Origin of the sequence: Marinobacter suaedae, from assembly GCF_030519635.1 — a bacterium.
Classification (GTDB): Bacteria; Pseudomonadota; Gammaproteobacteria; order Pseudomonadales; family Oleiphilaceae; genus Marinobacter; species Marinobacter suaedae.
On record NZ_JAUMIS010000002.1, the window covers coordinates 485,406 to 507,780 of the forward strand.

The 22,375-nt window shown below is 56.1% G+C and carries 24 protein-coding genes and 1 tRNA gene; 19 read left to right on the forward strand and 6 right to left on the reverse strand.

The window, feature by feature from the left end; translation table 11 throughout:
• Positions 1–324: 324 nt before the first annotated feature.
• The 10 genes from QVZ43_RS11145 (at position 325) to QVZ43_RS11190 (ending at position 9,606) form a co-directional block, all read left to right on the forward strand.
• Positions 325–2,628, forward strand: a complete 2,304-nt coding sequence (locus QVZ43_RS11145) for a hypothetical protein (RefSeq protein WP_302909996.1) — start codon at positions 325–327, stop codon at positions 2,626–2,628.
• Complete coding sequence (locus QVZ43_RS11150; RefSeq protein ID WP_302909997.1) at positions 2,606–3,898, forward strand: glycosyltransferase; 1,293 nt, start codon at positions 2,606–2,608, stop codon at positions 3,896–3,898. The genes QVZ43_RS11145 and QVZ43_RS11150 overlap by 23 nt, the downstream gene beginning before the upstream one ends.
• A complete protein-coding gene (locus QVZ43_RS11155) occupies positions 3,898–4,587 on the forward strand; it encodes a TVP38/TMEM64 family protein (protein WP_302909998.1) in 690 nt (229 codons plus the stop codon). The genes QVZ43_RS11150 and QVZ43_RS11155 overlap by 1 nt, the downstream gene beginning before the upstream one ends.
• A 115-nt stretch (positions 4,588–4,702) precedes the next feature.
• A complete protein-coding gene (locus tag QVZ43_RS11160; protein WP_223793486.1) occupies positions 4,703–5,137 on the forward strand; it encodes a YeeE/YedE family protein in 435 nt (144 codons plus the stop codon).
• Positions 5,138–5,141: 4 nt separating this feature from the next.
• A complete protein-coding gene (locus QVZ43_RS11165) occupies positions 5,142–5,567 on the forward strand; it encodes a YeeE/YedE family protein (protein ID WP_302909999.1) in 426 nt (141 codons plus the stop codon).
• A gap of 93 nt (positions 5,568–5,660) precedes the next feature.
• Positions 5,661–6,092: a protein tyrosine phosphatase family protein gene (locus tag QVZ43_RS11170; protein WP_302910000.1), complete on the forward strand. Its 432-nt coding sequence runs from the start codon at positions 5,661–5,663 to the stop codon at positions 6,090–6,092.
• Between the two features lie 34 nt (positions 6,093–6,126).
• Positions 6,127–7,236 (forward strand): ferrochelatase, encoded by a 1,110-nt coding sequence (gene hemH, locus QVZ43_RS11175; RefSeq protein WP_302910001.1) that lies wholly within the window; start codon positions 6,127–6,129, stop codon positions 7,234–7,236.
• 2 nt (positions 7,237–7,238) lie between these two features.
• Positions 7,239–7,979 (forward strand): 5-oxoprolinase subunit PxpA, encoded by a 741-nt coding sequence (locus QVZ43_RS11180; RefSeq protein WP_302910002.1) that lies wholly within the window; start codon positions 7,239–7,241, stop codon positions 7,977–7,979.
• Positions 7,976–8,662, forward strand: a complete 687-nt coding sequence (gene pxpB, locus QVZ43_RS11185; RefSeq protein WP_302910003.1) for a 5-oxoprolinase subunit PxpB — start codon at positions 7,976–7,978, stop codon at positions 8,660–8,662. The genes QVZ43_RS11180 and pxpB overlap by 4 nt, the downstream gene beginning before the upstream one ends.
• Positions 8,659–9,606, forward strand: a complete 948-nt coding sequence (locus QVZ43_RS11190) for a 5-oxoprolinase subunit C family protein (RefSeq protein WP_302910004.1) — start codon at positions 8,659–8,661, stop codon at positions 9,604–9,606. The genes pxpB and QVZ43_RS11190 overlap by 4 nt, the downstream gene beginning before the upstream one ends.
• 15 nt (positions 9,607–9,621) lie before the next feature.
• Here QVZ43_RS11190 and QVZ43_RS11195 read toward each other — a convergent pair whose 3' ends face one another.
• From QVZ43_RS11195 to QVZ43_RS11200, 3 genes are all read right to left on the reverse strand, one after another.
• The gene (locus QVZ43_RS11195) at positions 9,622–9,816 is read right to left on the reverse strand and encodes a hypothetical protein (RefSeq protein ID WP_302910005.1); all 195 of its coding nucleotides are present in this window, start codon (positions 9,814–9,816) and stop codon (positions 9,622–9,624) included.
• Between the two features lie 219 nt (positions 9,817–10,035).
• Positions 10,036–10,497, reverse strand: a complete 462-nt coding sequence (locus tag QVZ43_RS16490; RefSeq protein WP_420890912.1) for a GFA family protein — start codon at positions 10,495–10,497, stop codon at positions 10,036–10,038.
• 218 nt (positions 10,498–10,715) lie between these two features.
• Positions 10,716–10,806, reverse strand: a tRNA-Ser gene (locus QVZ43_RS11200).
• A 213-nt stretch (positions 10,807–11,019) separates the two neighbouring features.
• On the opposite strand from QVZ43_RS11200, the gene QVZ43_RS11205 reads away from it, so the two are divergent.
• From QVZ43_RS11205 to QVZ43_RS11225, 5 genes are all read left to right on the forward strand, one after another.
• On the forward strand, positions 11,020–11,733 hold the full coding sequence (locus tag QVZ43_RS11205) for a Bax inhibitor-1/YccA family protein (RefSeq protein ID WP_223793477.1): 714 nt from the start codon (positions 11,020–11,022) through the stop codon (positions 11,731–11,733).
• An 83-nt stretch (positions 11,734–11,816) separates the two neighbouring features.
• Positions 11,817–12,233: a sulfurtransferase complex subunit TusD gene (gene tusD, locus QVZ43_RS11210; RefSeq protein WP_302910006.1), complete on the forward strand. Its 417-nt coding sequence runs from the start codon at positions 11,817–11,819 to the stop codon at positions 12,231–12,233.
• 3 nt (positions 12,234–12,236) lie between these two features.
• Entirely contained in the window at positions 12,237–12,587 is a 351-nt protein-coding gene (locus QVZ43_RS11215) for a DsrE family protein (protein ID WP_302910007.1), read from the forward strand.
• A gap of 20 nt (positions 12,588–12,607) precedes the next feature.
• On the forward strand, positions 12,608–12,889 hold the full coding sequence (tusB, locus tag QVZ43_RS11220) for a sulfurtransferase complex subunit TusB (protein ID WP_302910008.1): 282 nt from the start codon (positions 12,608–12,610) through the stop codon (positions 12,887–12,889).
• Between the two features lie 7 nt (positions 12,890–12,896).
• The gene (locus tag QVZ43_RS11225) at positions 12,897–13,223 is read left to right on the forward strand and encodes a TusE/DsrC/DsvC family sulfur relay protein (RefSeq protein ID WP_302910009.1); all 327 of its coding nucleotides are present in this window, start codon (positions 12,897–12,899) and stop codon (positions 13,221–13,223) included.
• Here QVZ43_RS11225 and QVZ43_RS11230 read toward each other — a convergent pair.
• The 3 genes from QVZ43_RS11230 to nfuA all read right to left on the reverse strand — a co-directional run bounded on the left by QVZ43_RS11230 (position 13,220) and on the right by nfuA (position 15,616).
• Complete coding sequence (locus QVZ43_RS11230) at positions 13,220–13,579, reverse strand: hypothetical protein (RefSeq protein WP_302910010.1); 360 nt, start codon at positions 13,577–13,579, stop codon at positions 13,220–13,222. The genes QVZ43_RS11225 and QVZ43_RS11230 overlap by 4 nt on opposite strands.
• Positions 13,580–13,603: 24 nt before the next feature.
• The gene (locus tag QVZ43_RS11235; RefSeq protein WP_223793471.1) at positions 13,604–14,725 is read right to left on the reverse strand and encodes a DUF445 domain-containing protein; all 1,122 of its coding nucleotides are present in this window, start codon (positions 14,723–14,725) and stop codon (positions 13,604–13,606) included.
• A 303-nt stretch (positions 14,726–15,028) separates the two neighbouring features.
• Complete coding sequence (gene nfuA / locus QVZ43_RS11240; protein WP_223793470.1) at positions 15,029–15,616, reverse strand: Fe-S biogenesis protein NfuA; 588 nt, start codon at positions 15,614–15,616, stop codon at positions 15,029–15,031.
• Between the two features lie 242 nt (positions 15,617–15,858).
• Here nfuA and metH point away from each other — a divergent pair, with 242 nt between their 5' ends.
• The 4 genes from metH to QVZ43_RS11260 all read left to right on the forward strand — a co-directional run bounded on the left by metH (position 15,859) and on the right by QVZ43_RS11260 (position 22,370).
• Complete coding sequence (gene metH, locus QVZ43_RS11245; RefSeq protein ID WP_302910011.1) at positions 15,859–19,557, forward strand: methionine synthase; 3,699 nt, start codon at positions 15,859–15,861, stop codon at positions 19,555–19,557.
• A 42-nt stretch (positions 19,558–19,599) separates the two neighbouring features.
• Positions 19,600–19,836 (forward strand): DUF2970 domain-containing protein, encoded by a 237-nt coding sequence (locus QVZ43_RS11250; RefSeq protein WP_302910012.1) that lies wholly within the window; start codon positions 19,600–19,602, stop codon positions 19,834–19,836.
• Between the two features lie 385 nt (positions 19,837–20,221).
• Complete coding sequence (locus tag QVZ43_RS11255) at positions 20,222–21,874, forward strand: nitrite/sulfite reductase (protein WP_223793467.1); 1,653 nt, start codon at positions 20,222–20,224, stop codon at positions 21,872–21,874.
• A complete protein-coding gene (locus QVZ43_RS11260) occupies positions 21,867–22,370 on the forward strand; it encodes a DUF934 domain-containing protein (protein ID WP_302910013.1) in 504 nt (167 codons plus the stop codon). Before QVZ43_RS11255 ends, QVZ43_RS11260 begins: the two co-directional genes overlap by 8 nt.
• The last annotated feature ends 5 nt before the right edge of the window (positions 22,371–22,375 follow it).

Sequence of the window (22,375 nt, forward strand, 5' to 3'; positions counted from 1 at the left end):
TCGGTGCTGGCATTTGGGATAGTCCCGACTACGCTCGAATGCCCAGGTTGTCGGGGTCATCCTCAAACTCCCGCCCTTACGAAACCGGCCCCGAATGTTAACTCCCCGGGCGAACGGGGCGCACTCCTCGATACCTTTAGATGCCTGGCGTTCAATTCAGCCCAAACCGTTCAGGCGTCCGCTTTATCGAGGGTTTCCATACTTTCCTTAAGGTTGTGCTGGTTGAAAACCTGGTTATCAGCCCAAGGACTTCTATTGCAGGGTCAAAAGAATTCTGCCGCAAAGGTCAGCTCGTCATTCAATGAATGCAAAAAGGACCCAACTATGCTTTCGAAACTGTTGCCGTGGAAATACCTGATGCAACGTGCGGCCCATCATTACGGCTTTATCGACCCGGTTTCCTTTCTCGCTCGTCTGAGAAAGTTTTCCCAGCCATCCGAAGTCGCCGAACCGATAGAGCTACTGCGGGCAGGTGTCACCTTTCATTCCCGCGGGCTTATCAATACCAAAGCAATCCAGACCAACCTGGACTGGGTCTGGCCTTACTGGGTTGAAAAGCAATTCAAGCCCGGCGATCCCAGCTTCGTTCCACGGGCATTCAGTTTCAGCCATGTAAACCTGACCCACCGAGACTGGTCTGCGGTCGGTTTACCGGATATGTCGCTGTATCCGATTGTCGATCCCAGGGGTTTGGTCACCCCACTCTACGATGGCTGGTCGCTTGATTTCTGGTTGCAGTCGGCGGATGGGCAACTGCACGTACCCAGCCGCGCCGCCGACTTTCAACAACAGCTGCATACGGACGACCGACTGCAAGTCGAATCCGTTTTCAATACCGGGGCAGGCTCCCTGACAGCAGTCACTGAACTGGTACTCAATGCACAAGATCACCCGGAGCTAAAAATCCAGCTCCACGGCCACCTGCCCAAGGGCGGGCGTATATTGGTAACCGCACGTCCTTACAATCCCGAAGGCATTCAATTTATCGAGGACATTTCAGTGGCCTCCCCCCAAACGCTGACCGTGAACAGCAATACGACCGTTTCATTCGACCACGCCGCAGACCAGCGTTTTCTGTCAAACTACAGCCACGGGGATGTCGCCTCGGATATCCAGCGCCAGCAAACGACCGAAGATACCCACATCCACTGTCGTGCAGGGATGGCAACAGCTGCGCTCGGGTTTGACGTTCCCGCCGAACAGGGCCAGCGCTCGGTCGCGATGACCATCGATCTGAGCCGGGAAATGAATCGGGAAAGCCGGAGCATAAACTTCTCCACCACCTGGCCAGACGCTCTTGCATCAGCCGCGACGCTGCAGGTACCAGATAAACGCTTACAGCAGCTTTACGACACCAACCTGAAAACACTGACATTGCTCAGCGCCGAGGATGTGGTACCCGGCCCCTACACGTACAAACGTTTCTGGTTCCGCGATGCCTGCCTGATGATGAACGCCCTGTTGGCTGTCAACCTGCCGGACCGCGTTGGACGAGCCCTGCCCGGGTTCCGAAAACAGCAGAAACGCGATGGCTATTTCCAGTCACAGGAAGGTGAATGGGACTCCAACGGACAGGTCCTGTGGATCTTTGATCGGTACGAAAAACTCTCCGGTAAGATGCTGGACGACAATCTGATCGACGCCGCCCGCAAGGCCGTCACCTGGATTGACAAGAAACGGGTTAATGCGCCCGGAACACGACATCACGGTCTGTTCCCCGCAGGTTTCAGTGCCGAGCATTTCGGTCCGAACGACCATTACTACTGGGATGACTTCTGGGCCATTGGTGGCCTTCGCGGTATCGCCGATCTGTTCCGGCGTCATGGGCTACACGAGGACGCCGAAAGAGCCGACCGCGTCCGCCAGGTTTTCGAGCACGATGTTCAACAATCGATCGACAGTATCGAAACACATCGCAGTCTCGGAGGCATTCCGGCCTCGCCCTACCGGCGAATGGATTCGGGTGCCATAGGCTCGATGGTGGCCGATTACCCATTGCAGCTAACAACCGACAATGACCCGGCTATGGCTGCGACTGCGAACTATCTGATTGACCACAGTTTTTACAAAGGCGCCTTTTTTCAGAACATGATTCACTCGGGTCAGAATATCTACCTGACCCTTGCGGTCGCGCAGACCCTGCTTCGCCAGGGTGATGACCGCCATCAGGCGTTACTGCGAACGGTGATGGACGCTGCCTCACCGACCGGGCACTGGCCGGAAGCCATTCACCCCAGCTCAGGGGGTGGCTGCATGGGCGACGGTCAACATGGCTGGGCAGCGGCTGAGTTTCTGATGATGGTCCGAAATTTGTTTGTGCGTGAAGAGCAGGATCGCCTGGTCATTGGTTCCGGGCTACCCAGGGAGTGGATCGAAAGTGACGAAGACCTGCACTTCGGGCCAACACTGACCCCCTGGGGGAACGTCAGTGTTACCCTCGAGGGAGCCGGAACCGAACGACGCATTAAGGTGAATGCGGACTGGCACCATAGTGGCCGGATGCCGGATATCGACGTTGCGATTCCCGGTTATGAGGCCTTTCAGTATCGTGGCGGCTCCGGCCCTGTTGCACTAAAACCCGCCCGGCAGACAAAGGAGAGCGTGAATGAACATTCTGATGTTCACTAACACCTACCTGCCTCATGTCGGCGGGGTCGCCAATTCGGTTTCACAAACGGCCCAGGTGTTAAGGACCAAGGGGCACCGGGTTATCGTAGTCGCACCCGAGTTTGACGACAGTGAGGAACCGCTGTTTGAACTGCAAGATGATGTCATCCGGGTGCCGGCCATCCAGAACTACAATGGCAGCGATTTCTCGGTTCGCCTGCCGGTTCCCTTTGCGCTGACCAACCTGCTCGACGAGTTGCCGTTCGATCTGATTCACAGTCATCACCCCTTCCTGCTGGGTGATACGGCCGTGCGCATGGCGCGTCGCTATCAGGTGCCTCTGGTGTTCACTCACCACACCCGTTACGAACAATACACCCATTACGTCAGTGAGCAGTCTGCACTGATGCCTCAGTTTGCGGCGGAGCTTGCCACCGAATACGCCAACCTCTGTGATGCGGTTGTGGCACCGAGTACCAGCATTCGGACACTGATCCGCAAACGCGGTGTCGAAACCGCTGTGGAGGTGATTCCGACCGGTGTCGTCATGGAGCGCTTCAACCAGGTCGATCAGGCGCAGGCCCGTCCGCGCCTTGGGCTGACCGCTGATAGCAAGATCATCGGCCATGTCGGTCGGCTGGCAAAAGAAAAGAATCTGGATTATCTATGCGATGCCGTCATCAGCGTACTGCGACAGGACCCTGCTGTGCACTGGATTATTGCCGGTTCCGGCCCCAGCGAACGCGATATGCGCGCCGCTGCTGAAGAAGCGGGGGTTGCGGAACAAATCGTCTGGCTCGGACAACTCAGCGGTCAGGATCTGGTTGACGCTTACGCCGCCATGGATCTTTTTGTGTTTTCCTCACAGTCGGAAACTCAGGGAATGGTGGTCACCGAGGCCATGGCGGCAGGTACACCGGTAGTCGCCCTGTCAGCTCCTGGAGTTGATGATGTTGTTGACAACGACAATGGCCGGTTGCTGCCGGACAATACACCCGCCGACGCGTTTGCAGACGAATGTCAGAGCCTGCTCAATGCCCCGGACAAACGACAGGAAAAGCGGAAAGCAGCACTTGAAACGGCGAAACGCTTTTCCGATCAGTACAGCGCCGAGCGACTGCTTCGGTGGTACCGCCAGACACTGGACTGGTTTGAACCGGAGCTGAGCCGAAACGAGGAATTTCCAGTGCTGGATAACCTTACGGCGAAACTGCAGGCGGAATGGCAGTTACTGCAACAGAAACTGACCGCCGTCGGACAGACCCTGACCGAAGATCAGGGCGCTTCCTGATGAACACGAACCGCAGAAAACGACGCCAGGCGACTCTCTGGCTGGGGCTAACCCTGGCTGCCATGGTGGTGATCGCGATGGTGCTCACCTTTGCAACCGATATCGGGCAGGTTCTTGTTCAGCTCAAAGACTTTTTGCTGAAGCCAAATGCCGCCACGGAGTGGTATCTAGTCGCGCTGATCTTTCTGCCGCTTCTGGGCGTGCCCCTGAGCATGTTCTGCATCATGGCCGGGGTTAAATTCGGCTTCACCTGGGGAATGGCGGTCATTGGCGCAGCCATGTTCGGCCAGATGCTGATCTGCTATGCCGCCATGCATTCGTACATCAAGCCCGTCGTAAAGCGCTTTCTGGACCAGCGCGGCTATAACACGCCCAGGTTAGGCAAATCATCGCAGGTTAACTGGGCGATCGCGCTTGTTGCGGTACCGGTTCTGCCATACATGGTGAAAAACGTTCTTCTCGCCAGCGGTACATTGCCTCTGCGGACCTACATGCTCATCAACTGGCCCCTGCAGATGCTCCAGGCCGTGCCGTACGTCATGTTTTCTGGTGCGGTGAAAAGCCAGAACGCAACGCTTATGTGGGTGGCTATCGGTATTTTCCTGGTTTTCTGGATTGGTGCCCGCAAGCTGCAAAAACGACACAAGAACCGCACCCATGCATCCGATCAGGCACCCCCAAAATATTAAGCCCCTACGCTGCAGGACACTTAACGCACACCCGCGATGAACCTTTTTTTTGGTAAGATCGCCCCAACTATTTGTCCATTCAATCTTTTCGGTTTCTAAATCGGAGTCATCAACAATGACCATAGCCTGGAGTGATTTCACCCCATGGGCCGCGCTCAGTGGCGGCATACTCATCGGGGTTGCGGCAGCCATCTTCCTACTGTTCAACGGCCGGATTGCCGGCATAAGCGGCATATTGGGCGGTTTGCTCACCCCCTCTCAGGGAGGAGCTTCATGGCGCATTGCGTTCGTCGGCGGCCTGATCGCAGCTCCCCTGCTGTGGCTGGCCTTTGGCGCCTTGCCACCGATTGAGATTAACGCCGGCTATCCCGCGCTCATTGTTGCCGGCCTTCTGGTTGGCCTGGGCACCCGTTACGGGTCCGGGTGTACGAGCGGGCACGGTGTCTGCGGATTGTCCCGACTGTCGGTTCGTTCCCTCGTCGCCACGCTTTCCTTCATGGCGGCAGGGTTTGTCACCGTGTTCGTCATCCGCCACATTCTGGGAGTCTGAGTCCATGAAACAAACCCTTGCTGCATTAATTGCCGGGCTGGTATTTGGCATCGGCCTGATTGTTTCCGGCATGGCCAACCCCGAAAAAGTACTTGGTTTTCTGGATCTCGCTGGTCTCTGGGACCCGTCGCTGGCCTTCGTGATGGGCGGCGCCATCATCGTCGGACTTGTGGCTTTTTCGGTTGCACGCCGACGCACCCTGTCGTTTCTGGGGCTTAAAATGAACATTCCTCAGTCCAACCAGATCGACAAGCGCCTGGTGGTTGGCAGCCTGGTGTTCGGTATTGGCTGGGGCATCGCCGGCTTCTGCCCTGGGCCCGGTCTCGTCGCCCTGGGGGCAGGCGAAGGCAAAGCTGCGGTTTTCGTTGCCTCAATGATTGGCGGCATGATCCTGTTCGACCTCCTCGAGCGCAGAAAAAAGGTGGCCTGAATCCCGCCAGGACGTCGCCAGCCACCTTACAGCCGGTCCAGGCATGTGAGATGATGGCGACCATCCATTTTTCGTTTTTTAAGGCAAAAGCTAATGGATATCAGAAAGATCGATGACACTATTTCAGTAGCGCCCCAGATATCTGTCGAAGACGTTGCGGAAATCGCTCGTCTTGGCTATCGGACCCTGGTAGCCAATCGCCCCGACCAGGAGGAGTTCGGCCAACCCCTGATGAGCGACATCGAAGCCGCTGCCCGGCAGCAGGGGCTGAACTGGGTCTACATGCCCGTCGAATCCGGCAACATTACCGATCACGATGTGGATCAGTTTGCGCCCATGATCCGTGACGCAGACAAGCCCGTACTGGCTTTCTGCCGATCAGGAACCCGTTGCACCGTATTGTGGGCATTGAGCGCAGCCAGAAATTCCGGTGCAGAAGAGATCTTCACCAAAGCGCGAAACGCCGGTTACGACATTACCCCACTGGCACCACGGCTCGCTCAGCAGGCGCAGCACCGGGACTGAAAACGGACCTCATTCACCAGCTTCAGGATGATTTATGCGCTTCAAAGGTTCAGAGAGCTTCAGCCACCGGCAGCCGGACAAACTCGGTGTGCTTGTCACCAATCTTGGAACACCGGATGCACCAACCCCCTCTGCCCTGCGCAGATACCTTGCTGAATTTCTCTCGGACCCCCGCGTGGTTGAAGTACCACGTCCGATCTGGTGGCTGATTCTTCACGGCATCATCCTCAGAATTCGTCCCCGCCGCAGCGCCAAGGCCTATTCCGGCGTCTGGCAGCCTGAGGGGTCCCCGCTCCTGATCCACACGGCCAAGCAAGCGGAGCTCATCCGTGACAGCCTGAGGGAAAAATACGGGCACAACATCGTGGTTGGCTTTGCCATGCGCTATGGCAACCCCTCTATTTCACGGGTTCTGGATGAAATGCAGGAGCAAGGCGTGCGCAAGCTGCTGGTTGTGCCTCTTTACCCTCAGTACTCAGCCTCAACGTCAGCGTCGACGTTTGACGCCATCGCCAAGGATTTCATGGGGCGGCGCTGGCTTCCTGATTTCCGTTTCGTGAGCCACTACCCGGACTACCCGCCCTACATCGAAGCCATGGCCCGTCATATTGAAGCGCACTGGGCGAATCATGGCCGTAACGACAAGCTGATTCTGTCCTATCACGGCGTTCCCCTGAAGTATTTGCAGAAAGGCGACCCCTATCACTGCGAATGCCACAAAACGTCGCGACTTCTGGCCGAACGCCTTGGTCTCTCGGGCGATGATTATCTGACGACCTTCCAGTCCCGCTTCGGACGGGAAGAGTGGCTGAAACCCTATACGGACCACACGCTCAAAGCTCTGCCTGGTCAAGGCGTCAAGTCAATCGATGTATTCTGCCCCGGATTCTCTGCGGACTGCCTTGAGACCATCGAAGAAATCAACGAAGAGAACCGTGAGTACTTCATGGAGGCGGGTGGCCAGGCCTTCAGCTATATCCCTGCGCTTAACGCGACGCCGGGCCACATTGAAGCTCTCGTGAAGCTGATCAACGAGAACCTTCAGGGCTGGACGCTGCCTAACAATCAAGCTGAGGCACTGGATGCCCGCCAGCAGCGCGCGGATGAACGCCGGGAAGCCACCTATCCTGGCAGGACGGTATGACCATGAAACTGAACTGCGATCTGGGGGAAAGTTACGGTGCCTGGACCATGGGCCAGGATGAAGCCGTCATGCCCCTGATCGATATGGCCAATGTCGCCTGCGGTTTCCACGCAGCCGACCCCGTGGTGATGCGTAAAACCGTGGCCCTGGCCCTGAAACACGGTGTGGAAATTGGGGCCCATCCGTCCTACCACGACCTTGCCGGTTTTGGTCGCCGGTCCATATCCCACTCCCCCGAGGAGATACACGCCCTGCTGCTCTACCAGCTTGGCGCACTGGACGGCATGTGTCGCGCTGAAGGCGCTGAAATCCAGTATGTAAAGCCCCATGGCGCCCTCAATAACGACATGATGCAGGATGATGACCTGCTGCGCACCGTCGCCCGGGCCTTAGCCAGTTATCGGTCGGATCTGCCCCTGATGATCCCGGCCACCCGCCGGCATCGGGAACAACGCTCCATCATCGAGTCCATGGGCGTGCCCGTCCTTCTTGAAGCCTTTGCCGATCGGGCTTACACCGACGAAGGCCAGCTGGTCCCCCGATCTCAGCCCGGTGCCGTCCACACCGACCCGGAAACCATCGTGGCTCAGGCGACGTCATTCGCCCATGAGCAAGGTGTATCCAGCCACACGGGGCAATGGCTGGATCTGCCAGCGGACAGTCTGTGTGTCCACGGGGACAATGAAGCCGCCCTGCAGGCCATTGTGGCGATCCGGGAGGCACTGGCGAAGTCTCGTCCATGATCCAGAGCGTGTCAGACGACAGCATCCTGATCACTCTGGGCGATCATATTGACCCGACCCTGACACCACGCATTGCGCAAGTCTGCTCAATCATTGAGGCAACCTGCACCCCCTGGCTGGTAGACATCATCCCCTCCTATACCACCATCCTCGTGGTTTACGATCCTCTGCAGGTCGATTTTCGACGGGCGGAATCAACGCTCTCGAAACTGGTCCGCGCAACAACGCCATTCACATCCGACGATTCACCGGCGCCCTACGCCCCGAAAACCCATGACATTCCCGTCTATTACAGTGATGAATCGGGCCCGGACCTTCAGCGCATTGCAGACATGCATAACCTCCGTGTGCAGGAGGTTATCGACCGACATTGTGGCAGCACCTATCAGGTCTATGCCCTTGGCTTTATGCCGGGATTTGGGTTCCTCGGTTCGGTTGACGAGCAAATTGCCACCCCACGATTGGAAACACCCAGAAGCCGTGTTCCTTCCGGCAGCGTCGGGATTGCCAACCAGCAGACCGCAATCTACCCCGCGGTGTCACCCGGTGGCTGGAACCTGATAGGCCGAAGCCCAACCAGAATGTTTGACCCGGAAACGCTCTCGCTTCTGAAGGTTGGTGACCGGGTGACGTTCCACTCCGTATCACGTGCGGAATACCTGGCTCTGGGAGGCGAACTGTGAAACTTTTTCGAGTCTTGCAGCCGGGCCCACGGACCACCATTCAGGACAGTGGCCGCCAGCATTACCAGCGGCACGGTTTGGCCCAGGGCGGCGCCGCTGATCGCTTTGCTTTCCTGTCGTGCAATAAATTGCTGGATAACGACCTTAATGATGCCTGCCTTGAAATGACGCTCGGGGGGCTTAGCATGGAAGCACTGGCAAATGTCTCAATAGCGATTGCTGGTGCCGACTGTCAGGCCACCATCAACGGCGTGTTTGCGCCGGCTTGGCAAAGCTATGCACTGCGTGCCGGGGACCGCCTCAGCTTTTCTACGCCAGGCACCGGGCGCCATACGTATCTCGCCGTAAAAGGAGGCCTTCGCAGTGCACATAAGTTTGATAGTCAATCGGTCGTGGTCCGGGAACAGATTGCAGGGCTCAGCGCGCTCGAAGAAGGCGATTCATTGGTCGGAGTCTCGCAACAGCCGAGACTGGCCCGATACGTTCCGGAAGAGCTGATACCCGCCTACGACGCGCCCCTGACAATGGGAGTTGTACCCGGTTACCAGTTTGAGCGGTTTTCTAGCACTGACCGTGCACGCTTTGTCACATCGACCTATCAACTCAGCTCCCAATCCGACCGCATGGGTTACCGGCTGGAAAATGGCACACTGGGGTCGCCACCAGAGGGGATCGTGTCCGAGGGTATTGCGTTTGGTGCCGTCCAGGTGCCGGGGGATGGCAACCCGGTGATTCTGCTGCAGGACCGGCAAACCATCGGTGGCTACCCCAAATTGGGAAGCCTCTGCGCTGTGGACTGCTACCGACTAGCTCAGGCCAGGCCAGGTCAATCCATTGGGTTTCGATGGATAGATATCTCTGAGGCTCAGTCGGCACGAGTGTTGTTTGAGGAACGATTCAGGCGGTCTCGCTGGACCTCACAAGGAGATTTGGTCTGGAGTTAACCGGAAGAAAATCCTTCAATCCTCATCCGCGCTCGGGGATTCCGACCGGGTAACCGGCTTAACTTCGCAGAAAGTGCATTCCTCCAGATCAACACCAGCACCCCCCGTTTCGACATAACGCACACGATGCTTGGCGCTTGAGCGATTAGCCGACACCGAAAATTTCCGGTCAGTCTCACGGTCAGCAGGGACTTTTTTTCGGGATGCCATAACCTTCTCCTCAAACGCTCAGGCGAATTCGAGCTGATTTGACCTATTAATTAGGAACGGATACGGGATAATTCAATGCTGAGAGGAAAAAGAAAATTATCTGCCCCACACAAATAATCGCAATGTCCCTACTTTTCGAGAAGCATCCCATTATCTATGCCATCAGTATCGGGAACACCAGGTATCTTGATGTCATCATCGATGAACCAACGAGCGATATTAACGGCTCCTATCCAGAAAATTCGAAACAAGAATGCTGCGCACTGGCTCAGGAGGCCCCTTGAGAGACGTAACGGCCGTTGAAGGAATCTCTACATTAGAAACTTTTTCACTGGTCCAAATATGAGTACTCGACTCATCCAAAGGAGAAGAGAGCCGGCTCGCTATGACGACACAAGCACCCTTGAGGGCACCCACCGTTGCGTAGACGGCAGCCCCACATTCCGGACAGGCAAAATAGGTTTTCTCGATTCCCGAACCACCCTTCATCGTCGTCGGACGACTTTCTCCTAGAGCTTTACATCCGTCGGGCTCAAAGAAAGCGATATCTACGTAAGGCAACCCAGTCATACCCCTGCAATCAGAGCAATGACAAACCACCTGAGTCACGACCGGTGTTGTTATATCCAGTACCAGTTGACCGCAATCACAACTCGCAGAGATTTTTTTGCTTTCGGTCATACTTTCCCTCGCTCGTTTAATTAGCGCAGCCTGCCGGAAAAAGAGATGATATGGCGTCAGTCACTGCGATGATTGTATCAGTGATTCCGGAATACCAATGAAGTTGGCGCGTCTTTCCCAAATCATCTTATACAGCTGCATAAGACCGATTTAAACCAGGCTTTGGTGGATCGAGAGGAACTGGGGATATACGTGAGGAGTTAATGCTGAGGGAAAAATGGCGGTGGGCCAGGGATTCGAACCCCGGGAAGGCTATTAACCTTCGGCGGTTTTCAAGACCGCTGCATTCAGCCACTCTGCCAGCCCACCGTTTTTCCATTGCTGCCGTGCGACAGCGGTGTGCATGATACCGGATTTGCCTGTGCTGTCAACGCCCCGAAAATCCGTCGAGGACATTTTCGAGCATTACCAGCATTTAATGGAATCCATCTACCGGTTTACGGTCGTAAATGATTGAAAGTTACGTGTACGGCATTATTATGTGTACATAGAACTTAGAATCATCACTCAGTGGAGATGAGAATGGAGAACAGACACATCAACAGTCAGCAGGGCACTTACGCAGCGCCCCACACACAAACGTCGACCGGTATCAGCGCCGACACTACCAAAGTGCTGCGCAACACCTACACACTGCTTGCCATGACACTGGCCTTCAGCGCAGTAATGGCTGGCGTTTCAATGGCTGTTGGTTTGGGCCGCGGCGCGAGCCTGCTGTGCAGCCTGGGTGCCTTGGCTTTGATCTGGTTGGTGCTACCACGCACCGCCAACAGCTCTAAGGGTATCGCCGTTGTTTTCGCATTTACCGGCCTTCTCGGCCTGTCCCTCGGCCCTATCCTGAACTACTACCTGTCCCTGTCCAACGGCGGTAGCATTGTGATGCAGGCCCTGGGTGGCACCGCGCTGGTGTTTTTCTCACTGTCCGCTTATGTGCTGACCACCAAGAAAGACTTCAGCTTCATGGGCGGTTTCCTGTTTGCCGGCCTGATGGTCGTGATCTTCGGCATGCTGGGCATGTTCGTGGCCTCTATGTTTGGCGTCGAAGTCAGCGCCTTCAGCCTGGCACTGAGTGCAGCGATCGTTCTCCTGATGTCTGGCCTGATCCTGTTCGACACCAGCCGCATCGTAAACGGTGGCGAGACAAACTACGTCATGGCAACCACAGCGCTGTACCTGAACATTTACAACCTGTTCACCAGCCTTCTGCACCTGATCGGCGCCTTTAACGACGAGTAAGACGTCGTTGGCAACCGACCGAAAAAGCCTCGGCTCCGGCCGGGGCTTTTGCTTTTTGACCGGTTTGATATAAAACACTCCCTATGAGCGAAAACACACACCACTCCTTCACCCTGGTGATTACCGGCGCCCCATACACCACTCAGGCACCGCAGACTGCGCTGGCCTTTGCCCGGGCCGCGATAGCCAAAGGCCACACCATTGACCGGATCTTCCTGTACGGTGATGGCGTTCACCTTGCATCCTCGTTAACGACCCCACCGTCGGACGAAACCCATTGGCCGAATGCCTGGGCCACTTTTCTGAGTGCCAACCGGGTGCCCGGGGTCGCCTGTGTTGCTTCTGCACTTCGTCGTGGCCTGGTGGACGAGAACGAACAGAAACGACATGAGCTGACCTCAAGCAACCTGCTTGCCCCCTTTGAGATCGCAGGACTTGGCGAATGGGTTGAAGGTAATATCAAGTCATCCAAAACCCTGTATTTCCACGGCGGACACTGAGTCATGACGACGCTCATCGTGATAGACCAAGCTCCCTACGGACTCTGGGCAGGCCGCGAGGCACTGGATATGGCCTTCTCACTGGCAACCTTTGATCAGCCAGTAAGCCTCCTGTTTACCGGTGCCGGCGTGAACTGGCTGCGCAAGGGGCAGACACCGGACGCCATTGAGCAGAAATCGGTTGAGAGGAATCTGTCTGCCGCTCCTGTTTTCGGGATTAAGCAGCTGCTGGCCGATGAGGCATCCTGCCAGCGCTATGGGCTGTCACCAGATGAACTTATTGACGGTGCAAATATGGCTCGGAGCAGCTCTGGCTTGTTAGCCAGCTACACCAACGTTATTTTTTCCAACTGAGTCTCAGCAAGAAGCTTCCTATGAGCCAGATTCACACCTTACACATCCTGAACAAGACTCCGGAACACCCCCGCTTCAATGAGTGTTTGGCCATGATGGGGCCAGACGATGCATTGGTTCTGACTGAAAATGGCGTCACCGCCCTGTGGAGCACGAGCAAAGCAGCTCTCCCCAAGGTTTTCGCTACAAAAGCAGATCTGCAGGCTCGCGGCCTTGTAGCAGAGGCAAATGGCGCGACGTCGGTGGACTACCCTGAACTGGTAGATCTTACGGTTCAGGCAAAACGGGTTATCAGCTGGTAATCGGAAAATGAACGAGCAGGCACTTCCGCGACGAAATAACGAGGGGTTCCTGGTGTCTGCCAGTGAGTGGACCCAGGCCGTGGCTCAGGTAATTGCCTCTGAGGACGGCATTAAACTGTCTGAAAAGCACTGGGAAATCATTGAGTTCTTGCGGGAATTTTACGAAAAACACGAGATAGCACCGCCCTCTAACCGGCTTTTCGTAAAAGCCGTCAGGGAGGCGTTTGGACAAGATAAGGGTAACAGCATCTACCTGATGCAGCTTTTCCCGGGCACACCGGCAAAGACCGCGTGTCGGATTGCCGGCCTGCCCCGGCCGACCAACTGCCTTTAGTCCTTGTCTCTGGCGCGAGAGGAATCCGGGCTGCGACGTTCAAGATCGTCCGCATTACCAATAAAGCTGCTAAGTCCGTTCTCAAACAGCCCCGAACCAAATTTCAGAAACTGCCGGGTGGATTCCTTCAGGCTTCCGTCCAACGCCGTTTCTGGCAGCTCTCGAAAGGCTTCACGCACACCTCGTTTAACACCCTGTGAGACTTTGGGCTCGACCTCCCGGGAGGCATCAATCAGTTGCTGAACCTTGCGGTCCAGATGCGGGCGAACCACAAAAAACCAGACGACCAGCAGCACCAGCGTCACGGTTAATCCGGTTATTACTGCCACCAACGCAATCAGTGTCCAGTCCGTCATAACGATCTCCCTGTGATCAAGGTGCTATAAAGCAAGGTACGTGAGCGAAACAAACTGGGCCGCACCGGCCGCCGCACCGAAAATTCCCCCGATCAGCATCAGCAACAGTTCTTCTTCGCGAAACGCTGGCCGCAATATGTCCTGAAATTCCGTTGGCCCCAGAGCCTTCAACTGACTCGACAAGACCTCAGCAACCACGGGGGCGCGCTCCCGATTGAATTCCGGGTCACTGAATACGTCCCTGGTCGCCACAACCGCTTTCTGGTTCATGACTTTTTTCAGTTCGGTGTAGCCCGCCATCCCCACGCTCACTTGCGCCGTTAGTTTCATGATAACGGAGTCATCGAGCAACGGACGTAAATGCTTCTGGATAATGGCGCGGGTTCGGTGACCGTAACGCCCATTGAGCATGGCGTCAGCCACCTTCTCAACAGTAATCAACTCCTCCGCAACAAGCCGTGCCCAGACTTCGGAAATTTCGGGCTGGCGACGCAGGAAAAGCCCCTGAAATTTCCAGAACAGAATACGGCGAGGCCGAACCGGCGCAAAAATAAAGTTGATCGCAAGCCAGTTGGTAATGAATCCTATGAAGAACCCGCCAACAGGCAACATCCAGGGTTCCGGGAATCGAATCCAGAGGGGAACCAGCGCAGCCCCCAGCACACCACCGATGATGGCGCCGCAGTTAACCACGGAGCGCAACTCCACCGAACCGGCCTGCTGAAAGATTCGATTCATCAAGTCAGGATGATTTTGAAGCTCCCGGCTCAGAAGCGCCTTAAGATCGACCAGATCATCGAGATCATCACCGAAATCCTCGACCAGCTCCTCAATCCGGTTTGGCAGCTGCTCCCTCGCCCACTGGTAAATCCGACGCTTCACGAACATGGGCAGATTGTCCCAGAGCACAGGCTGAATCTCATACATGACTTCGTCGATGTATTCATCCAGACGCGGCGTCACCTGGGAAATGATCCGCTCAACAATTCGCTCGGGTTCCAGCTTTTCGTAGACGGCGTTTAGATCGCCAAACTGCTGCATGGTGCGATCCACGCATATATGCGCCATTTTCTCCGACTTCCGTGGAATAACACCCTGCCACCCGATGGCACCCAGCCCGATAAACCGAACAGGATAAAACGACATCTGAATAGCCAGCCAATTGGTCACCCAACCGACCAGGCCCGCCGTTAAGGGCAGCATAAAAAGTGTAACGTCGAACAAATGAAACCCCGGAGTGAAAATAACTTGCCAGAGATATTAGAGGAGACCACCAGACATTGCCGATGGCGAAACCACTCGGCCCATACGGAGATAATGGCGTAAAGGCCCAGGAGCATCATTGGCCGTGCAGCCAGCCGAACAGCGGTACTGCGGCAGGCAGGTACAAAAAAGCGCCACCCGCTGACTGCGACTGGCGCCCTTTTTACAGGAGCAACACCTTACTGCTTACTGGTAGTAAGCGTTCTCGGTATTGGTATGGTCCGTGATGTCGCGAACGCCGGTAATTTCAGGGATCCGCTCTTTCAGAGTCGTTTCCACCCCCTGCTTGAGTGTCAGACTCACTGCGGAGCACCCCTGACAACCGCCTCCAAACCGAAGAACTGCCACGGATTCATCTACGATTTCCACCAGTGAAACCTCGCCACCGTGTGCCGCCAGATTCGGGTTGATCTCGGATGCCAGGATATAGTTCACCCGATCAGGCAACGGCGCATCGTCAGACACGTTCGGTACTTTTGCGTTCGGCGCCTTGATGGTCAGCTGACCACCCATCTGATCCTTGGAGTAATCGACGAACGCCTCTTCAAGAAAAGGTACCGAGCTGTGGTCGAGATACAGTGTGAACTTGCCCAGATCCAACTGTTCGTCCGTCGGCACAATTTCATTGGGCGGGCAATAAGCCAGGCAGGTTTCGGCGTTTTTTGTGCCGGGCTGGGTGACGAACATGCGAACGCCCATGCCCTCTACGTCCTGCTTGTCGATCAGTTGTGCGAGATAATCCCGGGCGGGATCTGTCACAGTTACCAATGCCATTTTAAGAACCTGTCTGAATGTTTCCGGATATTCTAAGGGACTCACTCGGAACATGAAAGACCAAGTAAAATACTCGGTCTTTTAAAGGGTACTCATTTCTACGTATAGTTGAGCAACCTGAAATTCAACCGGGCAATACGATAAAAAGCGTGGCGGCTCTACGACGGCCCCGCGCATTTTTGCTATGATTCCGCGCCATTACTGACAATACGACGCAACAACAGACTCTCGGAAGTACACCTATGACCGATCGCAAAACCCGCCTCGAGCAGCTTAAGAACGCATTGAAAGAACGAATTGTCGTTCTCGATGGTGGTATGGGCACGATGATCCAGAGCCGCAAACTGGACGAGCAGGCGTTCCGCGGCGATCGGTTTGCAGATTACGACCGCGAGGTTAAAGGCAATAACGACCTGCTGAACCTGACCCAGCAGGAAATCCTCAAGGAAATCCATGCAGAATACCTGGAGGCAGGCGCGGATATCATTGAGACCAATACCTTTAACTCCACACGCCTGTCCCAGGCGGATTATGGTCTTGAATCCATTGCCCGCGAGCTGAACGTCGCTGCCGCCAAGCTGGCCAGGGAGATCGCCGATGAGTTCACCAGCCAGACCCCTGACAAGCCCCGTTTCGTAGCCGGTGCCGTTGGCCCAACCTCCCGGACCGCCTCTATCTCGCCCGACGTGAACAACCCGGGTTTCCGAAACATCGATTTTCAGACCCTGGTCGACAACTATTATGAGGCAGTCGAGGGTTTGGTCGAGGGTGGCTGTGACCTGATCCTGATTGAAACCATTTTCGACACCCTGAACGCCAAGGCCGCGATTTACGCGACACAGCAGTATTTCGAAGACAGTGGCATTGAGCTGCCGATCATGATTTCGGGCACCATCACCGATGCCTCTGGCCGTACCCTGTCGGGCCAGACCACCGAGGCTTTCTGGAACTCCGTCACCCACGCCAAGCCACTGTCCGTAGGACTCAATTGCGCCCTGGGCGCCGATGCGCTGCGCTCTTACGTCGAAGAACTCGCCACCAAAGCGATAACCTACGTCAGCGCGCACCCCAACGCAGGACTCCCCAATGAATTTGGTGAATACGACCAGACTCCCGAGGAAATGGCGGAAATCATCGAAGGTTTCGCCCGCGACGGGTTCCTGAACATTATTGGTGGTTGCTGTGGCTCGCGCCCCGATCACATCGCCGCCGTGGCCAACGCGGTGGCGAAATACCCGCCCAGAAAGATTCCGGATATCAAGCCGGCCCTCCGCTTGTCCGGTCTCGAGCCGTTTACCGGCGACGAGAACACCCTGTTCATCAACGTGGGTGAGCGCACCAACGTTACTGGCTCCCGGCGTTTCCTGCGCCTGATCAAGGAAGAACAATACGAAGAGGCCCTGAGCGTGGCCCGGGACCAGGTCGAGAATGGCGCCCAGATCATCGACATCAACATGGACGAAGGCATGCTGGAGTCCAGGGACGTCATGGAGACCTATCTCAAGCTGGTCGCTTCTGAGCCAGACATTTCCCGCGTTCCCATCATGGTCGACTCATCCAAATGGGACGTTATCGAAGCGGGCCTCCGCTGCATCCAGGGTAAGGCCGTGGTGAACTCGATCAGCCTGAAGGAAGGCGAAGAAGAGTTTATCAAGCGTGCCCGGGATTGCATGAAGTACGGTGCGGCCGTGGTCGTCATGGCATTCGACGAACAGGGTCAGGCCGACACCTACGAACGCAAGACCGAAATCTGCAAGCGTTCCTACGATGTGCTGACTGGTATCGGCTTCAACCCGGCCGATATCATCTTCGACCCCAACATCTTCGCCATTGCCACAGGCATCGAGGAACACAACAACTACGCCGTCGATTTCATCGAGGCAACGCGCTGGATCAAGGAAAACCTTCCCCACGCCTCCATTTCCGGCGGTGTCAGTAACGTCTCCTTCTCCTTCCGGGGAAATGATGTGGTGCGCGAGGCCATCCACTCGGTATTCCTCTACCACGCCATCAAGGCCGGCATGAACATGGGGATCGTGAACCCGGGCCAGTTGGTGATTTACGACGAGATTGACCCCGAACTGAAGGAGCGGGTCGAGGATGTGGTGCTGAACCGTCGGGACGATGGTACCGATCGCCTGCTGGAAATCGCCGAGCGCTTCAAGGGGCAAAGCGGCAAAACCCAGGAAGAAGATCTTGCCTGGCGAGAATGGCCAGTCGAAAAGCGCCTGGAACACGCTCTGGTCAAGGGCATCACCACGTACATTGTTGACGACACCGAGACCTGTCGCCAGAACGCCGACCATCCAATCGAGGTGATTGAGGGCCCGCTGATGGACGGTATGAACGTGGTGGGCGACCTGTTCGGCGACGGCAAGATGTTCCTTCCCCAGGTGGTGAAAAGCGCCCGGGTAATGAAGCAGGCGGTGGCACACCTGATTCCCTTTATCGAGGCCGAGAAAACCGCCGACCAGAAAGCCAAGGGCAAGATCCTGATGGCCACGGTAAAAGGCGACGTTCACGACATCGGCAAGAACATCGTTGGCGTGGTTCTCCAGTGCAACAACTACGAAGTGATTGATCTCGGGGTGATGGTGCCCTGCGAGAAGATCCTGGAGGTTGCCCGAAAAGAAAACGTGGACATTATCGGTCTGAGCGGGCTGATTACCCCGTCGCTTGATGAAATGGTCCACGTGGCCAAGGAAATGCAGCGACTGGATTTCAATATCCCGTTGATGATTGGTGGCGCCACCACGTCCAAGGCCCACACCGCCGTCAAAATCGAGCCGGAATACCGGAACGATATCAGCCTGTACGTATCGGACGCCTCCCGCTGCGTGAATGTCGCCTCCCAATTGCTGAGCGAGACGGCCAAAGACCCAATGGTCACCGCTACCCGTAAGGAATACGACCAGATCCGGGAACGCCGGAAGTCCCGGGGCGACCGCACCAAATTGGTGAGTCTGAAAGAGGCCCGCGATCGGGCCCCTGAAATCTCGATGGATGACTACGAGCCGCCGAAGCCAGCATTCACCGGGATCCGGGAGTTCAAGGACTATGACCTCAACGAACTGGTCGAGTACATCGACTGGACACCATTTTTCATTTCCTGGGATATCAGCGGAAAATACCCCGCCATACTGGAAGATCCGAAACGGGGTGAGGCCGCACGGAGTCTGTTCAACGACGCCCAGAGTATTCTGCGCCAGATGATCGATGAAAAGCGTATTACGGCCCGGGCCGTTATCGGATTCTGGCCAGCGAACCGCCGCGGAGATGACATTGTGGTCTATCGCGACGAATCGCGTACCGAAGAGCTGACCACCCTGCACCACCTCCGCCAGCAGGACGAGAAAGCCCCGGGTCAGGCAATGCGGGCGCTATCAGACTTCGTCGCACCTGAAGGCTCCGGATGCTGTGACTACGTGGGTGGCTTTGCTGTGACCGCCGGGATTGGTGCTGATGAGTTCGCCGATGAATTCAAGGCACAGCACGATGACTACAGCGCCATTATGGTGAAGGCCTTGGCCGACCGCCTGGCAGAAGCCTTTGCCGAGCGCCTGCACGAGCGGGTCCGGAAGGAATTCTGGGGCTACGCCAGCGGAGAAAGCCTGGATAATGACGCCCTGATCAAGGAACGCTACCAGGGCATTCGCCCTGCCCCCGGTTACCCGGCCTGCCCGGACCATACGGAGAAAGCGACCCTGTTTAATCTGCTCAACGCACCGGAAACCGCGGGCATTGAGCTCACCGAACACTTCGCCATGTTCCCCGCAGCCGCTGTCTCCGGGTGGTACTTTGCTCACCCGGAATCCAAGTATTTCGCGGTAGGGAAAATTGGCGCCGATCAGGTTGAGGACTACGCTGAGCGTAAGGGCATCACCAAAGCCGAGGCAGAGCGCTGGCTGGCACCAAGCCTGTCCTACGACCCTGCGGAGTGACCCCTAGGGCCATACAGACATCCCAGCACTAAAGGATGCAGGATGAACAGTGGGAATGATGGAGAAAGCAAAACGAAGCCAACCCCGGAATCGCCCGGGGTTCTGAAAATCATTCAGAGCATTCTGGCCGGTGCCTTCGGTGTCCAGTCGGACAAGCGCCGGCAGGAGGATTTCGCCAGTAGCAGCCCCTGGCCCTATATTATTGCCGGAATTCTTTTTACTGCTGGCTTCGTCGTTTTGCTTATCCTGATTGTCAAGATGGTCCTTGCGGGCAGTTAGACTACTGCCCGGATACCCACATCACCGCGAAGGCCACCACCAACAACACCAGAAGAACCGAAGCAATCGCATCCACCTGGCTGTCTGAACTCGCTGTCTTTTTCATCGCACAACCCTCTTATTAATCTGCGTCTTTTGCACTTATTTTTGTCAGAAACTGAAGGACTTAGCCCTTACAAAGATTAGTTAAGACAGCAAATGGCGATTCGTCCAGTTTCCGCCTTTCTATATCACCTGAATCGATAAACATATTTGGAAATAATCATTTTAGAAATATATACGCGGTGATATCCTGCCATGCAGCTATAAGACCCGGCCCTTATCCTCCCTCTTTGGGGTCCCGAGCCGGGCATACAACTGATGAGTTTGAGCAGGATCTCGCATTATGTACGTATACGACGAGCACGATCGGCAGATAGCCGCCGAACGGGTAGCCCAATTCCGAGACCAGACCGACCGGGCCCTCGCAGGAGAGTTGGCAGAGGAAGAGTTCCTTCCACTGCGCCTGCAGAATGGTCTCTACGTTCAGCGCCTGGCGCCCATGCTCCGTATCGCGGTGCCCTATGGCATGATGCGCTCGAACCAGGTACGTCGTCTTGCGCGAATCAGCCGTGACTACGACAAGGGCTACGCCCACTTCACCACGCGCCAGAATGTTCAGCTGAACTGGCCGAACCTTGAAGATGTACCGGACATTCTTGCCGAACTGGCGGAAGTCGAAATGCACGCCAACCAGACCAGCGGCAACTGCATCCGGAATACCACCACCGACCAGTTCGCGGGTGTGCAGGAAGACGAAATTACCGACCCGCGTCCCTACTGCGAAATCATTCGTCAATGGTCCACATTCCACCCGGAGTTTGCCTTCCTGCCGAGGAAGTTCAAGGTAGCCGTAAACGCCTCCGAAAAGACCGACCGGGCCGCCATTCAAGTTCACGATATCGGTCTGCAGATTGTTCGTAACGAATCAGGCGAGCTTGGCTTTCGGGTTCATGTGGGCGGCGGCCTCGGCCGCACACCGATGGTCGCACCGGTGATCAGGGAGTTCCTGCCAGAACTGGATCTGCTGACGTACATGGAAGCCGTACTGCGCGTCTACAACCGCTATGGTCGTCGGGATAACAAGTTCAAGGCCCGGATCAAGATTCTGGTCAAAGCCCTGACACCTGAAGGCTTCGCGGAAAAAGTCGAGGCCGAATGGGCGCACATCAAGGACTCCCCCACCAAGCTCACTCGCGAAGCGATTGACCGCATCAAGGGATATTTTACCGAGCCGGACTACGAAAGCCTCGAGAACGCGTCAGATCTGCTTGCCAGGCAGCGATTCGAAAACCGCGCCTTCGATCAGTGGCTCACCCACAACGTGGATACCCACAAAAAAACGGGTTACGCCATAGTGAACCTGACCATCAAGGAAACCGGCACGCCTCCGGGGGACGTTACCGACCGTCAGATGGAACAGATTGCTGACCTGGCCGACGAGTACAGCTTCGGTGAGATTCGAGTGACCCACCAGCAGAACGTCGTGCTGGCTGACGTCCGGCAGGATCGCCTGTTCGAACTCTGGCAGGCCATTGTTCCCATGGGCTTCGGCACGGCCAACCTGAACACACTGACTGACGTGATCTGCTGCCCGGGCGGTGATTATTGCGCCCTGGCGAATGCCAAGTCCATCCCGGTTGCGGAAGCGATTCAGCGCCGGTTCGATGACCTGGATTATCTCTACGACCTGGGCAACATCGACCTCAACATCTCTGGCTGCATGAACGCCTGTGGTCATCACCATGTGGGCAATATCGGTGTGCTGGGCGTGGACAAGAAAGGCGAGGAGTTCTATCAGATCAGCCTGGGCGGCTCCTCGCACCACGATGCCTCGATTGGCAAGATCCTTGGTCCGTCTTTCGCCAGGGAAGCCATGCCGGATGTAATTTCCACCATCATCAATGTGTACGTTGACAAGCGTACCGAGGAAGAGACTTTCCTGGACACCTATCGTCGCATTGGAATTGACCCGTTCAAGGAGCGCGTTTATGCCTGATATCGTATTGCAGGACGGCAGCATCAAACAGGATGAATGGGTTGTGGTTTCGCGCCCCGAGGACGGAGACTCGCTCAACCCTCCCAACCAGAAAGCACTCATTCCGGTTGATCTCTGGCTGGCAGGCTACGAGCGGTACGCGGGCCGTGAGGACATCGGTGTGTGGTTCGACAGCCATCAGGAACCCGAAACCCTGGGAGACAAGGTCAACGAACTCACCGTCATAGCGGTTAACTTCCCAAAATTCACCGATGGCCGTGGCTACAGCATTGGCCGGCTTCTTCGGGAACGCATGGGCTATCAGAACGAACTCCGGGCCATTGGCGATGTTCTGCTTGACCAGCTGCAGTTCATGAAGCGCTGCGGGTTTGATACCTACGCCCTGCGTCCGGACAAGGATATCCAGAAAGCCGCCCGATGCCTGGGCTTCTTCAGCCAGGGTTATCAGGCTGCAACGGATACCGATACCCCACTGTTCCGACGTCGCGCCGGATAACAGTG

What these genes read in the sequence shown, in the direction of transcription:
- QVZ43_RS11160 (WP_223793486.1), top strand. Translation starts at nt 4,703, where the DNA reads ATGACCATAGCCTGGAGTGATTTCACCCCATGGGCCGCGCTCAGTGGC.
- QVZ43_RS11155 (WP_302909998.1), top strand. Translation starts at nt 3,898, where the DNA reads ATGAACACGAACCGCAGAAAACGACGCCAGGCGACTCTCTGGCTGGGG.
- hemH (WP_302910001.1), top strand. Translation starts at nt 6,127, where the DNA reads ATGCGCTTCAAAGGTTCAGAGAGCTTCAGCCACCGGCAGCCGGACAAA.
- QVZ43_RS11225 (WP_302910009.1), top strand. Translation starts at nt 12,897, where the DNA reads ATGAACGAGCAGGCACTTCCGCGACGAAATAACGAGGGGTTCCTGGTG.
- QVZ43_RS11235 (WP_223793471.1), bottom strand. Translation starts at nt 14,725, where the DNA reads ATGTCGTTTTATCCTGTTCGGTTTATCGGGCTGGGTGCCATCGGGTGG.
- pxpB (WP_302910003.1), top strand. Translation starts at nt 7,976, where the DNA reads ATGATCCAGAGCGTGTCAGACGACAGCATCCTGATCACTCTGGGCGAT.
- QVZ43_RS11255 (WP_223793467.1), top strand. Translation starts at nt 20,222, where the DNA reads ATGTACGTATACGACGAGCACGATCGGCAGATAGCCGCCGAACGGGTA.
- QVZ43_RS11165 (WP_302909999.1), top strand. Translation starts at nt 5,142, where the DNA reads ATGAAACAAACCCTTGCTGCATTAATTGCCGGGCTGGTATTTGGCATC.
- QVZ43_RS16490 (WP_420890912.1), bottom strand. Translation starts at nt 10,497, where the DNA reads ATGACCGAAAGCAAAAAAATCTCTGCGAGTTGTGATTGCGGTCAACTG.
- tusB (WP_302910008.1), top strand. Translation starts at nt 12,608, where the DNA reads ATGAGCCAGATTCACACCTTACACATCCTGAACAAGACTCCGGAACAC.
- QVZ43_RS11260 (WP_302910013.1), top strand. Translation starts at nt 21,867, where the DNA reads ATGCCTGATATCGTATTGCAGGACGGCAGCATCAAACAGGATGAATGG.
- QVZ43_RS11195 (WP_302910005.1), bottom strand. Translation starts at nt 9,816, where the DNA reads ATGGCATCCCGAAAAAAAGTCCCTGCTGACCGTGAGACTGACCGGAAA.
- QVZ43_RS11205 (WP_223793477.1), top strand. Translation starts at nt 11,020, where the DNA reads ATGGAGAACAGACACATCAACAGTCAGCAGGGCACTTACGCAGCGCCC.
- QVZ43_RS11230 (WP_302910010.1), bottom strand. Translation starts at nt 13,579, where the DNA reads ATGACGGACTGGACACTGATTGCGTTGGTGGCAGTAATAACCGGATTA.
- metH (WP_302910011.1), top strand. Translation starts at nt 15,859, where the DNA reads ATGACCGATCGCAAAACCCGCCTCGAGCAGCTTAAGAACGCATTGAAA.
- QVZ43_RS11250 (WP_302910012.1), top strand. Translation starts at nt 19,600, where the DNA reads ATGAACAGTGGGAATGATGGAGAAAGCAAAACGAAGCCAACCCCGGAA.
- tusD (WP_302910006.1), top strand. Translation starts at nt 11,817, where the DNA reads ATGAGCGAAAACACACACCACTCCTTCACCCTGGTGATTACCGGCGCC.
- nfuA (WP_223793470.1), bottom strand. Translation starts at nt 15,616, where the DNA reads ATGGCATTGGTAACTGTGACAGATCCCGCCCGGGATTATCTCGCACAA.
- QVZ43_RS11180 (WP_302910002.1), top strand. Translation starts at nt 7,239, where the DNA reads ATGAAACTGAACTGCGATCTGGGGGAAAGTTACGGTGCCTGGACCATG.
- QVZ43_RS11145 (WP_302909996.1), top strand. Translation starts at nt 325, where the DNA reads ATGCTTTCGAAACTGTTGCCGTGGAAATACCTGATGCAACGTGCGGCC.
- QVZ43_RS11150 (WP_302909997.1), top strand. Translation starts at nt 2,606, where the DNA reads ATGAACATTCTGATGTTCACTAACACCTACCTGCCTCATGTCGGCGGG.
- QVZ43_RS11215 (WP_302910007.1), top strand. Translation starts at nt 12,237, where the DNA reads ATGACGACGCTCATCGTGATAGACCAAGCTCCCTACGGACTCTGGGCA.
- QVZ43_RS11170 (WP_302910000.1), top strand. Translation starts at nt 5,661, where the DNA reads ATGGATATCAGAAAGATCGATGACACTATTTCAGTAGCGCCCCAGATA.